Annotated in this window: 12 protein-coding genes; 10 read left to right on the plus strand and 2 right to left on the minus strand. The window is 68.3% G+C overall.

Features of this window, described 5'->3' with window-relative positions; all coding sequences use genetic code 11:
* Positions 1-29: 29 nt before the first annotated feature.
* Together gspK and ACPTTC_RS23535 are read right to left on the minus strand one after the other, a co-directional pair.
* Positions 30-1,025, minus strand: a complete 996-nt coding sequence (gspK, locus tag ACPTTC_RS23530; RefSeq protein WP_423394125.1) for a type II secretion system minor pseudopilin GspK — start codon at positions 1,023-1,025, stop codon at positions 30-32.
* 33 nt (positions 1,026-1,058) lie between these two features.
* Positions 1,059-1,631, minus strand: a complete 573-nt coding sequence (locus ACPTTC_RS23535) for a hypothetical protein (RefSeq protein WP_423394126.1) — start codon at positions 1,629-1,631, stop codon at positions 1,059-1,061.
* An 826-nt stretch (positions 1,632-2,457) separates the two neighbouring features.
* On the opposite strand from ACPTTC_RS23535, the gene ACPTTC_RS23540 reads away from it, so the two are divergent.
* The 10 genes from ACPTTC_RS23540 (at position 2,458) to ACPTTC_RS23585 (ending at position 12,543) form a co-directional block, all read left to right on the plus strand.
* Complete coding sequence (locus ACPTTC_RS23540) at positions 2,458-4,110, plus strand: ShlB/FhaC/HecB family hemolysin secretion/activation protein (protein ID WP_423394127.1); 1,653 nt, start codon at positions 2,458-2,460, stop codon at positions 4,108-4,110.
* Between the two features lie 67 nt (positions 4,111-4,177).
* Positions 4,178-5,974 carry a DUF2341 domain-containing protein gene (locus ACPTTC_RS23545; RefSeq protein ID WP_423394128.1) on the plus strand — a complete coding sequence of 599 codons (1,797 nt, stop codon included), beginning with the start codon at positions 4,178-4,180 and terminating at the stop codon, positions 5,972-5,974.
* 18 nt (positions 5,975-5,992) lie between these two features.
* A complete protein-coding gene (locus tag ACPTTC_RS23550) occupies positions 5,993-6,403 on the plus strand; it encodes an ExbD/TolR family protein (protein WP_021161942.1) in 411 nt (136 codons plus the stop codon).
* A 4-nt stretch (positions 6,404-6,407) separates the two neighbouring features.
* The gene (locus ACPTTC_RS23555) at positions 6,408-7,106 is read left to right on the plus strand and encodes a TonB family protein (RefSeq protein WP_423394129.1); all 699 of its coding nucleotides are present in this window, start codon (positions 6,408-6,410) and stop codon (positions 7,104-7,106) included.
* A gap of 92 nt (positions 7,107-7,198) precedes the next feature.
* Positions 7,199-9,010: a putative porin gene (locus ACPTTC_RS23560; protein ID WP_423394130.1), complete on the plus strand. Its 1,812-nt coding sequence runs from the start codon at positions 7,199-7,201 to the stop codon at positions 9,008-9,010.
* Between the two features lie 12 nt (positions 9,011-9,022).
* On the plus strand, positions 9,023-9,712 hold the full coding sequence (locus ACPTTC_RS23565) for a hypothetical protein (protein ID WP_423394131.1): 690 nt from the start codon (positions 9,023-9,025) through the stop codon (positions 9,710-9,712).
* A 59-nt stretch (positions 9,713-9,771) separates the two neighbouring features.
* Positions 9,772-10,359: a YbjN domain-containing protein gene (locus ACPTTC_RS23570; protein ID WP_423394132.1), complete on the plus strand. Its 588-nt coding sequence runs from the start codon at positions 9,772-9,774 to the stop codon at positions 10,357-10,359.
* On the plus strand, positions 10,356-10,769 hold the full coding sequence (locus ACPTTC_RS23575; RefSeq protein WP_423394133.1) for a hypothetical protein: 414 nt from the start codon (positions 10,356-10,358) through the stop codon (positions 10,767-10,769). The genes ACPTTC_RS23570 and ACPTTC_RS23575 overlap by 4 nt, the downstream gene beginning before the upstream one ends.
* A gap of 44 nt (positions 10,770-10,813) precedes the next feature.
* Positions 10,814-11,704: a peptidylprolyl isomerase gene (locus ACPTTC_RS23580; RefSeq protein WP_175968656.1), complete on the plus strand. Its 891-nt coding sequence runs from the start codon at positions 10,814-10,816 to the stop codon at positions 11,702-11,704.
* A gap of 8 nt (positions 11,705-11,712) precedes the next feature.
* Positions 11,713-12,543 (plus strand): hypothetical protein, encoded by an 831-nt coding sequence (locus tag ACPTTC_RS23585; RefSeq protein ID WP_423394134.1) that lies wholly within the window; start codon positions 11,713-11,715, stop codon positions 12,541-12,543.
* The last annotated feature ends 41 nt before the right edge of the window (positions 12,544-12,584 follow it).

A 12,584-nucleotide genomic window follows, 5' to 3' on the forward strand; every position in this document is an offset into this window, starting at 1 on the left:
GCTCACCGAGCGGCGCGCAGGCGCCGCGTTCAACTCGTCAGCCGGTGAACCCAGATCACCGACGTCCACGTGAAATTGCCGCTGCCGTAGCGCGCGATCAGCGTGTCGACGCGCGCGTTGATGCGCGCCGAATGCACGCGGCAATGCACGATGAAATAGAGGCTGTTGACGCCGACGCTCGAGCCGTCCGGCAGCGTCGGATTGCTGTCGCGCGCGGGCAGCAGGGTCTCGGCGATGTCGCCGGTGCTGACGAAGTACGCGGTGACGCGCCGGTCGACGAGCCGCTTGGCCTGGCTGGCCGACAGCGTCGGAATCGCGGCGACGAGCACGGGCTCGGCCGCGGTATTGGCATTGACGGTCGTCAGGTCCGGCAGGATCGTCGTGAACGGCGCGAGCGTCTCGATCGCGTGCGCGTCGTAGCCGGGAATGCGCGCGAGATCGTCGATGGACACGAGCTGCAGCGGCCAGCCGTCGGGGCCGTTCGTGTCGCGCAGCGAGCGCAGCATGTAGTCGGCCGTCGGTTGCGCGAGCGCGGGGTCGAGCGACAGCTGGCTCAGCAGCCGCCGGTACGCGAGCACGCCTTCGCCGTTGGCTTGCCACGGCTTGCCGGGCGCGATGCGCGTCACGAGGTTCGTCAGGTTGAAGCGCGCCTGCGCATCCTCGACATGGCCGGAGATCCACGCACGCGACAGCTCCGCATTGACCGCCGCGGCTTCGGGCGGCAGCAGGTCGGCAAGCTGCACGTCGGCGGCCGGCGACGACCACGGCTGGCCGGCGAACGTGACGTTCGACGTCGCGCTCTGCGCGCGCAGCGTCGCACGCGCCCACTCGACCGCCGCGCGCTCGACCCACATCGTCTGCGTCGCGAGCCGCTGGTTCTCCACGTCGCGCGTCGCGACCTGCTGGCGCCACAGCACGCTCGCCGCGAGCGTCGCCGCCAGCGCGACGACGAGCAGCACCGTGACGATCGCGATGCCGCGTTCGCGCTGCGGCCTCACGCTGCCGGATCTTTCGTATCGATGCATTCGCAGGCTCCTGCCAGGGCGGTGCGGCGGCGCTCAGTCCACGAATGCCAGCCACGCATGGGCGATGCTCGCATGCGCAGATGACGTGACGCCGAACATCGCGGTGAGCCCGGCCACCCAAAACGCGAGCGTCGCGGGATGCGTGCCGTCGGTCGTCAGCGCGAGCGGGCCGACCAGCGATGCGATCGCATGCGAGCGCCACAGCAGCAGCACGAACAGCGCGCAGCCGACGGCCATCGCGACGAAGAACAGGTAGAGCGCCACCGTCGAGCGTCGCGTGAACGGCGCGCGGTGATGGCGCTGGTTTGCCGCGACGATCGCGGCCCCGTTCGCGACCGGCACGATCGCCATCGCGAGCGTCCAGAACAGCGGCTGGTCGCTCGACGCGTCGATCAGCAGCAGCGTGCCGATCGTCCAGATCGGCGGCGCGAGCAACGTGAGCACGACCCATGACAGCAGGTGCCAGACCCGCCAGGGCGCGCGCCAGCGCAACGCGCGGCGCGGCGCGGCAAAGGCGGCGGGCGGCAGCCGGCCCGCGGCCGCGGCCGCGGCTTGGCCGGACAGGCGTTCGGCGAGCCACCGTACGAACATCGTCGCGAATGACATGGAGGAATCCGGTCGTTGACGTTTTTATCCAATAGTTAGGACGAAGCGAACCGCCGCAAGCCGCAGGATTTCTCGTCGACGGGACGCGTGTCGCGGCGCCGCATCGCGCGCGCGGTGCGCGGAAACGGTCTCGCGCGGCTCTCGTGCATATCTTCAGCGGAATGTCACAAAAACTTCCCGGTTGAAACCTGAGGATTGTCGAGCCGCACGCAGGGGGAGGGTGACGCGCCTCGCGCACTGCCTTCGGGGCGGCAAACCGTTTGCCGGCGATCGCGCACGCGCGATGCCCGGATGCCTTGGCAACGACGGCAGACGATACGAACACGAAACGGGGGCCACGCACATTCCTGCGCAACGCGCCGCGCGATTCACGCCGGTCTTCGTTGCGCGCGCATTGCAGGCCGCACGCTGGCGGCCGTGTCCTGCTTCCGGCGTCGATCCGGACGGCCGATTGAATGGCCGGTCGGACGGCCCGCGAAAAAAAGTTTGCGGCAATGCGCGCCCGGTTCCGTCTAGGTAGGTGAGAGCGCCGACTTGTGCGCCGCACACGATCGTCGTTGCCGATCGACGCAGCCGTGCCGTTGCGTCGGCTGGCAGTCGATCGCGACGATGCGCGACGGAAGCTGCGGGTTTTCCGGATTCGCATCGTCCTTTCCGGTAGATGCGGTTGAGCGCACCGGGCAAGGAAATCGGGAAAGGCATTGCGCAGATCATGCTAAGGATGACGAATAAACCGTCATCAAAGTGAAACAGGCATTTGATAGCGGGGCGAACGGCTGGCGCGGTGCGCAACGCTTCGATCCGGAACAACAAAGGGGAATGGCGCATGCCGCCGAGAGTAGACCGCAAGTCACGCGAACGATGGCGGCTGAACTGCCGATGCCTGGCAGGTGTCGTGCTGGCCGGTGGGCTGGGCTTCGCGCCGGGGACTCATGCGCAGGAAGCCGCTCCCGCCGCGAAGGCGGCACCGGCCGCGCCGCAGTCGTTCGACGTGAATGCCTTCGTGGTGCGCGGCAACACGACGTTGCCGACGCTCGAGATCGAGAAGGCCGTGTATCCGTTCGAGGGGCCGGGCCGCACGCTCGCCGACGTGAACGCGGCGCGTGACGCGTTGCAGAAGGCGTACCAGGATCGCGGCTACCAGTCGGTCGTCGTCGAGCTGCCGCAGCAGCAGGTGAAGAACGGCGTGATCCTGCTGCAGGTGACCGAAGCGAAGGTCGGGCGCTTGCGCGTCGACGGCGCGAAGTACAACTCGCCGCAGAACATTCGCGACGCGGTGCCCGCGCTGGCCGAGGGCCAGGTGCCCGATTTCAACCAGGCCCAGCAGCAGCTCACCGACCTGAACCGCTCGGCGGACCGGCAGGTGATTCCGATCCTCAAGCCGGGCGCGCTGCCGCAGACGGTCGACGTCGACCTGAAGGTCGACGATCACAGCCCGCTGCACGGCTCGCTCGAACTGAACAACGACAACAGCCCCGGCACGTCGTCGCTGCGCACGACCGCGAACCTCAGCTACTCGAATCTGTGGCAGCTCGGCCACGTGATTTCCGGCACCTACGTGCTTGCGCCGCAGCACCCGAACGATGCGCGCGTCTATGCGTTCTCGTATCTCGCGCCGATCAGGGATTCGCACTGGAGTTTCCTCGCGACGGTCGTGCATTCCGACAGCAACGTCGCATCGGTCGCGAACACCAACGTGCTCGGCAAGGGCACCACGTACGGCTTCACCGCGATCTATGCGCTGCCGGCATCGGAAACCTACGCGCACTCGGTCAGCGTCGAGATCGACCGCAAGCACTTCGACGAAAACGTGTCGATACCGGGCCAGACGGGCTCGACCGCGCCGCTCACATACGTGCCGGTGACGCTGTCGTACAACGGCCAGCTGAGCCTGAAGCATTCGCAGACGTCGTTCTCCGCGTCGGTGACGACCAACATCCGCGGCCTTGGCAGCGACTGGGGCGCATGGGACAACAAGCGCTACAACGCGACGCCCGATTTCGTGTACGGCAAGTTCGACGTCAACCACACGCAGCGCTTCGCCAACGACATGCAGGCCAATGCGCACGTGAACGCGCAGATCGCGAACTCGCCGCTCGTGTCGAGCGAGCAGTTCGCCGCGGGCGGAATGAACAGCGTGCGTGGCTACATGCAGGCCGAGGACACGGCCGACAGCGGCGTGATCGCATCGGTCGAATTGCGCAGCCCGTCGCTCGCCAAATGGCTCGGCGGCGCGGTCGGCAGCCGCGTGAACGAATGGCGCTTCCACGCGTTCTTCGACGCGGCGCACCTGTGGCTGCTGAGCCCGCTGCCGGAGCAGACGTCGCGCTTCAACCTGATGAGCGTCGGCGTCGGTACACGGGTGCAGATCATGAAGTACGCCAGCGCGGATTTCGAGGCCGGTTGGCCGTTGAAGGCGGGCATCTATACGCGGCAGTACAGCCCGCGATTCGATTTCTACGTAAGGCTGGGATTCTGACGGATTTTTTTTGATCGTGCCGGGGCGATGCGACGAGCGCGGCGCCCGCACATTCGGGGAGTGGATCGTGAAGCGAGTCTTGTTTTTCCTGTTGGCGGTGATGCTCGGCGTGCTGCCCGGCATCGCGAACGCATGGTGGCAGAACGACTGGTCGTACCGGAAGGCGATCACGATCGACGCGAGCGCGAAAGGCGCGAACCTCGCGGAATCGGCCGGCCGCGTGCCGCTGCTGATCCGCCTGCACTCGGGCAACTTCCAGTTCGACGGGCTGGCCGACAACGGTGCGGACATCCGTTTCGTCGCCGCCGACGACAAGACGCCGCTGAACTACCACGTCGAGCAATACGATCCGGTGCTCGGCGTCGCGCTGATCTGGGTCGACATTCCGAAGATGCCGGCTGGCGCCGCGGAGTCGATCTGGATGTACTACGGCAACAAGAAGGCGCCGGACGGCAGCAAGCCGGCCGAGACGTTCGATGCCGACTACACGCTCGTCTACCACTTCAACGGTGCGGCAGGTGCGCCGCCGAAGGACCTGACCGCGTACGGCAACCACGCGCAGAACGCATCGTTCCGCACGGTCGAGGACGGCATCGTCGGCAAGGGCGCGCGGTTCGACGGCAACGGGTCGCTGACGCTGCCGGCGAGCCCGTCGCTGAATGTGCCGGCCGGCGGCAGCTTCACGTTCAGCGCATGGGTGAAGCCGTCGGCGCTCACGCCGAATACGCTGCTGTACAGCCGTCGCGACGGCGCGAATGCACTGCTGATCGGACTCGACAATGGCGTGCCGTTCGCGGAAGTCGACGGTGGCGCTGCACCGGTGCGCACGCCGGCCGCGTCGCCGGTCGCCGCGAACCAGTGGACGTTTCTCGCGGTCACGGCGGATGGCAGGAACCTCACCGTCTACGTGAACGGCAAGCAGGCCGCACAGGTCGCGGCGGCACTGCCCGCGCTGAACGCCGCGGCGACGATCGGTGCGGACGCAACGGGCGCGCCGGCCGGGTTCGCCGCGTATTCGGGCGCGCTCGACGAACTGCGCCTGTCGAAGATCGCGCGCTCGCCGGCCGCGATCGCGGTCGACGCGCTCGCGCAGGGCTCGGAATCGAAGCTCGTCGCGTACGGCGCCGACGAGAAGCAGTCGGGGTTCGGCTTCGGTTACTTCGGCGTGATCGTGCAATCGGTGACCGTCGACGCGTGGGTCGTGATCACGATCCTGCTCGGCATGGCGCTCGTGTCGTGGATCGTGATGTGGACGAAGGCGCGCTACGTCGGCACCGTCGACAAGGCCAACCAGTATTTCGTGCAGCGCTTCCGCGAAGTGGCCGGGCGTCACCTGGTCGGCCTCGCGCATGTCGACGAAGCGAGCGCCGACGGCCGCCGCCTGTATCAGTCGTCGCTGTACCGGCTGTACAAGGCCGGCGTGCATGAAATCCACAGCCGCGTGGACAGCAACGGCCGCACGGTGATCACGTCGGAATCGATCGAGGCGATTCGCGCGTCGATGGACGCGACGCTCGTGCGGGAAAACCAGCGGCTGTCGAAGTCGATGGTGCTGCTGACGATTGCGATCTCGGGCGGCCCGTTCCTCGGGCTGCTGGGCACGGTGGTGGGCGTGATGATCACGTTTGCCGCGATCGCGGCGGCCGGCGACGTGAACGTGAACGCGATCGCGCCGGGTATCGCGGCCGCGCTGCTCGCCACCGTCACGGGCCTGTTCGTCGCGATCCCCGCGCTGTTTGGCTACAACTACCTGCTGATCCGCAACAAGAACGTGACCGCGAACATGCAGGTGTTCGTCGACGAATTCGTCACGCGCCTCGCCGAAGCACACCGCGCGCCCGATCACGCGGTGCTGGCCGACTGACGCACGCAGGAGACCACCATGCAGGTTCAGGACGACGACAAGCCGTACGACGACATCAACATCACGCCGATGCTCGACCTCGCGTACGTGCTGCTGATCATCTTCATCATCATGACGACCGCGTCGGTGCAGGGCATCAAGGTCGATTTGCCGAAGGCGAGCTCGTCCGCGAGTCTCGCGAAGCCGAAGACGAAGGCAATCACGGTCGCCGATTCGGGGCAAGTGTTCCTCGACGCGTACCCGGTGACGATGGACGAACTCGAGAGCCGGCTGCGCACCGAGAAGGCGACCAGTCCGGATTTTCCGATCGTGCTGAAGGGCGACGCGGGCGTGCAGTACCAGAAGGTGATGGACGTGCTCGACCTGCTGCGCCGCCTCGATCTGTCGCAGGTCGGTCTCGTGACCGGCAAGGCGAAGCAGGGCGGCTGACGCGATGGAAATGACCTATAACGGCGGCCCGCCGGACAAGGGCCCCGGCCGCTACGTGAAGCCCGTCGCGATCGTGCTGGTGCTCGCGGGCGTTGCCGCGCTGATCTGGCGTTTCGCGGGCGACACCGCAGGTGTGAAGCGCGTGAGCGCGCCGCAGGTGACGACGGTGATTCCGTTGCCGCCGCCCCCGCCGCCGCCGAAACAGAAGCCGCCGCCGGAGAAGGTGAAGGAAGAGGTCAAGACGCCGGTCGACCGGCCGACGATCGCGCCGAAGCCGTCCGAGGCGCCGAAGCCGTCGGACAACCAGCCGAAGCAGATGACGATGAATGCCGATGCGCAGGCGGGCACCGACAACTTCGGCATCGGCGCGGGCGACGGCTCGGGGATGGTCGGCAGCGGCGGGGGCGGCAAGTTCGGCAACGCGAGCTATGCGCAATACATGGTGTACGTACTGCAGCGTGCGATCGAGCAGGACAAGGGCGTGCAGGAGGCCGGCGGCGCGCGTTTCGCGGGCAGCCTGAACCTGTGGATGGATACGTCGGGGCGCATCACGAAGGTGACGGTCGCGCAGTCCACCGGCGACGCGAAGATCGACGCGGCCGTGGTCGCGGCGGTCGAAGCGCTTGGCCGGGTCGACGAGGCACCGCCGCCGGCGACCTCGTATCCGGTGCTCGTCAAGCTTCAGGGGCGCAAGCCGGCATGACGATGCGTGCGCGATACGAAGAAAGAATCCTGGGGTGGCGCCGTTGCACGGATGCTGCCGGAAAAGAAACGAAAATTGTTCGGAGTGCTTCGATGATTCGGAAGATGAACGGACGGGGTGGGGTGCCCCGCAACGGCGCGCTGCCCGCGCGCCTGTCGCGCGTCGGCGCGGCGGTGCTGACGCTCGGGCTGACCTGCGCGTCCGCCGCGCACGGGCAATCGCTCGAGGCGCAGGCCGCGTCGGGGAAAGCCGCGCCGACCGAGAGCGTGGTGATCAACCTGATCAACCTGCTCGTGAAGCGCGGCGTGCTCACGCAGCAGAACGCGAACGAGCTGATCAGCGAGGCGCGCACCGAGGCCGTGCAGGCGAGATCGGCCCGCGCATCGGGCGCGCCGGTCGTGGCGGGCGGCGTGGTCAACCCGCCGACGCAGCCGGGCGACGTCGCGGTGCCGTACGTGCCGCAGCTCGTGCGCGACCAGATCCGCGACCAGGTGAAGCAGGAAGTGATCGCGCAGGCGAAGGCCGAGAACTGGGCGCAGCCGAACACTTTCCCCGACTGGGTGTCGCGCATCAAGCTCGACGGCGACCTGCGCGTGCGTGACGAGTATCACTTCTACGGCGGCGGCAACACGAACGGCGTGACGAATTTCGCGGCGATCAACCAGGCCGGCGGATTCGACGTCAACCCGAACACCAACAACACGCAGATCCCCACGCAGAACACGCGGGAGAACCGCAACAACCTGCTGCGCTACCGCGCGCGGCTCGGCGTGACGGCGACGCTGTCCGACGAGATGATCGCCGGCATCCAGCTCGCGAGCGGCAACGACAACGGGCCCGTGTCGACCACGGCCACCGCGGGCGGCGGCTTCGCGAAGAAGAACATCTGGCTGAACAAGGCGTTCTTCGCGTACAAGCCCACGTCATGGCTGAACCTGACGGCCGGCCGTTTCGACAACCCGTTCTTCAAGTCGGACCTGGTGTTCTCGGACGACCTGATGATGGACGGGCTCGCCGCGAACCTGCGGCATGCGCTGCCGTGGAATCCGGACGTCACGCTGTTCGGCACGCTCGGCGTGTTTCCGATCCAGTACACGAGCGAGAACTTCCCGTCGAACAGCACCGAGAAGGCCGGCAGCGACACGAAGTGGATGTTCGGCGCGCAATTCGGCGCCGACTGGAAGATCGACGCGAAGAACCGGCTGCGCGGCGCGGCCGCGTACTACGACTTCCAGAACATGCGCGGCACGCTGTCGTCGCCGTGCGCGCTGTATCTGGGCGCGACGAGCTGCAGCACCGACAACGAGGCGCCGGCGTTCATGCAGGGCGGCAACACGCTGATCGCGCTGCGCAACATCGTGCAGAACCCGAACCTCGCGCCGGGCATGACGCCGCAGCCGCAGCTGTTCGGCCTCGCCTACAACTACCGGCTGCTCGACCTGAAGGCGCAGTGGGACACCGTGGTGGCCGATCGCTTCAAGCTGCGTCTCGACGGCGAATACGTGCGCAACCTCGCGTACAACGACAACAAGGCTTTCGCGGCGGCGTCGCTGCCGGTCAACAACTACGATTCGACGTCGGTGAACGCGACGCGCGCCGACTACCGCAGCGGCCCGAACGGCTTCCTCGCGAAGGCGACGTTCGGCGAGCCGGAGCCGCGCGAGAAGGGCCAGTGGAATTTCTCGATCGCATACAAGTACCTGCAGCCGGACGCCGTGCTCGATGCGTTCAACGATCCCGACTTCCACCTCGGCGGCACCAACGCGCGCGGCTACGTGCTCGGCGCCGCGTATGCGGTTGCACGCGATACGTGGGTGTCGGCCCGTTACCTGAGCTCGAAGGAAGTGTACGGGCCGCCGGTTTCGATCGACGTGCTGCAGATCGAGCTCAATGCTCGCTTCTGACCGGAGTCGCGCATGAACACGATCACTCGCACGATGTTCGCGAGCGCCCTGACCGGCACGCTGCTGCTCGCGGCCGGCGGCGCGCACGCGCAGGGCATCGAGGACAAGCTGCGCAGCCAGTTGCGCTCGACCGTGCAGGAACTGCGCCAGTTGCAGGACAACCAGGCGCAGTTGCAGAGCGACAAGGCGGCGGCCGAGAAGCAGCGCGACGACGCGCTTGCGCAACTGAAGGCGATGCAGGGACAACTGGCGGCCGCGCGCGGCGACTCGGGCGCCGAGGCGGCTGCGAAGCGTGCGCTCGCGCAGGAGCGCGCGGGCCGCGAGCAGGACGCGAAGTCGCTGGCGAAATACAGGTCGTCCTATGAGGACTTGCTCGCCGTGTCGCGCGCCCGCGATGCGCAGCACACGCAACTGCAGAAGGACGCCGCCGCGCGTGACACGCAACTGAAAACCTGCCAGGCACAGAATGCCGAGCTGTATCGCGTGGGGCACGAGATTCTCGACGCGTACGAGCATGTCGGGATCGGCACGCTGTTCTCGTCGCGTCAGCCGTTCGCGCAGTCGGCGCGTGTGAAGTACGACGACATCGCGCAACGTTACGGCGATGCGCTGTATGCGGGCAAGTACGACCCGGCCGCGCGGCCGGCGGCCGCAACACCGGCGCCGGCACCGGCGTCGGCTACCGCGGCGAACGCGCAGTGAGCGCGTGGCCCGCAGCCGGGATGGAACCGATCGATTCGTTGAATACGGGGAAGACAGACATGCAAGACACGCAACCGAACGCCGGCGACGAACGCACGGCACACGACGCGCCGATCGAAGCGATCAGCGCCGACCGCCTCGCCGACGTGCTGCGCCGCGCGGGCTACCGCGTGACGGCGGCCGAGCAGAACGGCGCGGTGCAACTGATGAGCGCAAGCCAGGGCATCGGCTTCGCGGTGCGCTTCGGCAATCCGGCCACCGCGCTCGCGCCGCAGGGCGCCGACGCACCGCCCGCCGCGCAGCTGTTCATCGACTACACGCTGTCGTGCGTGCTGCAGGTGCAGGGCGAATTGCCGGCCGAACTCGTCGCGGACTGGAACCGGACCAAGCGCTTCGCACGTCTCGCGAGCCACGGGCCGTTTCTCGCGCTGGAAATGGACGTGGTCGTCGCCGGTGGCGTGTCCGAGCGCTACCTGCGTTCGACGATCGAGCTATGGGATCGCCTGATCCAGGAATTCCTGCTGCACCTGCGCAACCGTCCCGCGATGGCCGAGCAGGAAGCGGCGGCACGCGCGGTGGCCGGCGGTCAGGCAGGCGCAGCGCCGGTCGAAGCGGCCACGGCAGCGGTCGAGGCCACTGCGACGTGAGGATCGGCGCCGCGCTGCATGCGCTGCTGCCGGGCCGTGCACGGCGCGAGGCGGACGCGATAGCCGCGGGCGACGCACCCGCCGCGTGGGGCGCGTATGCCCGGCGTACCGCGCTGTGGCTGCAGGCGACGCTTGACGGCGACGACGCGGCGGTGCGCCTCCTGCGTGCCGGCATCGAGCATTGGGCAGGCGAGCGGGCCGATGCGGGCGACGACGGTCCCGTGCTGCCGGTGCGCGCGTGGCTCGACCGGTACGGGCACGTGACGCGCGTCGACAGCGGCGCGGCCGGACCACCGGGGCTCGACGCCGCGCTGCATGCGGCACTCGTCGGCCGGGCGGTCGGCGCGGCGCCGCCGCGCGGGATGGCGCAGCCGCTGGTCCTGCGCATGACGCTGACGGACGTGCGCTGATGCAGCGTTCGCATTTCAAGAGCAATCGAGAGGGCAGTCGAACGATGATGACGAAGATGAAGAGGCTAGCGGTCGTGGCAGGCAGTCTCGTGCTGGGCGTGCCGTTCGTCGCGCATGCACAGGACGACGTGATCGCGAACGCCGCGCAGGCGTCGGTCACGCAGGACGACATCGCGGGCCTGCTGAAGACGGTGAGCCCGGAAGGGCGCGAACGCCTCGCGGCCGATCCCGCGGCGCTCGACCAGGTCGTGCGTTCGACGCTCGCGCAGAAGGCGGTGCTGGCCGAGGCGAAAGCGAAGGGCTGGGACAAGCAGGCGCAGGTGCAGGCGGCTGTCGAACAGGCGCGGCGCGATATCGTCGTGCGCAGCTACCTGGCGTCGGTGAATGCGCCGCCGGCCGACTATCCGTCCGACGCGGAGTTGCAGTCCGCGTATGACAAGAACCGCGCCGCGTTCACCGCGCCGCGCGCGCTGCATGTCGCGCAGATCTACATCGCGGTGCCGCCGAACGCGGATGCCGCGACGCTCGACAAGGCGCGCAAGCAGGCGGCCGATCTCGCGAACCGCGCGCGCAGCGGCGATTTTTCCGCGCTCGCGAAGGCGAACTCGCAGGACAAGGCCAGTGCCGCGAACGGCGGCGATCTCGGTTTCGTGCCCGATCAACTGATGGTGCCGGCAGTGCGGCAGGCGGCCGACGCGCTGAAGCCGGGCCAGGTCTCCGCCCCGATCCAGACGCCGGCCGGTTTTCATGTCGTGAAGCTGATCGACGTCCGCGCGGCCGCGCCGCGTCCGCTGGCCGACGTGAAGGCGCAACTGCGCGAGATGATGCGTGCGCAGCGCACGCAGCAGAATGCCCAGGCGTATCTCGCGAAGCTCGCCGCGAACGCACCGATCAACGAAGACGCGCTGAAGAAAGCGCTCGCGTCTGCCCGGTAGGCGCGCGCATGGCAACCGTTCGTTCGACGCCGCGCGTCGACGCCCCCGACCCGCGCACGCCGGGGCGACGCCGTCCGGCCGCGGCGGCCGACCGCCCGCGCATGCCGAAGGCGAACCCGTGGCCGGGCCGGCCCGGCGAGTGGCCCACGCATTGCCCGCTGTGCTTCGGCGCACTGGAGCCGTTGCCCGGTGCCGGCGGCTATGCACGGCACCGGAGCGCGCGGTGCTCCGCGCAGTGCGTGCTCACGACTCGCCAGTATCAGCCGGAGGAACTGACGATTCGCGGCTCGCGCGACGTGCAGGTCGCTGCCCGGCATCGCGAGCGCTTCGTGGCGCACTGGGCGCGCCATTACACGCTGATGCGGCGCGCGTGGCCCGCGCTCACGATCGGGCGCTTCATTGCGGTGATCTCGTGCGTGGACGTGGCGGATCTCTGGTCGTACCGGATGTTGCGCGACGACGATCTGGCGGCCGTGCTGCTCGTGCTGGCCGGCTTCCTGCGCGTGCCGGACGCGTGCGGTGCCGATGCGCCCGGCAACGACACGCGCGCGCCGGCGGTGCGCTGGGTGCGGTTCTGGTTCGACGCGAGCGTGCGCGACGTCGGCGATCTGTGGACGGCGGGCGGCAGCGCGCCGCCGCTGTTTCGCGTCGACTATCGCGAACCGCTCGTCACGCCGTATCCGACGGGCGCACAGGTGCAGGCGTGGCAGCCGGTCGACGGCATGCGCGACGCATGGGTGCAACAGGTCGATGCGCAGGAGCCTGCCGTCGAAGCGTCCGATCGCACGGCGTTCGCGCGTTTCCTGGCGCGCGCGTCGGCGCCGGGGACGAACCTGTGACGGCGGCAGGGCGAGTGCCATGAAGCCCTTTCCGAAGGAGG

Origin of the sequence: Burkholderia mycopellens, assembly GCF_964265025.1 — a bacterium.
In the GTDB taxonomy this organism is placed as follows: Bacteria; Pseudomonadota; Gammaproteobacteria; order Burkholderiales; family Burkholderiaceae; genus Burkholderia.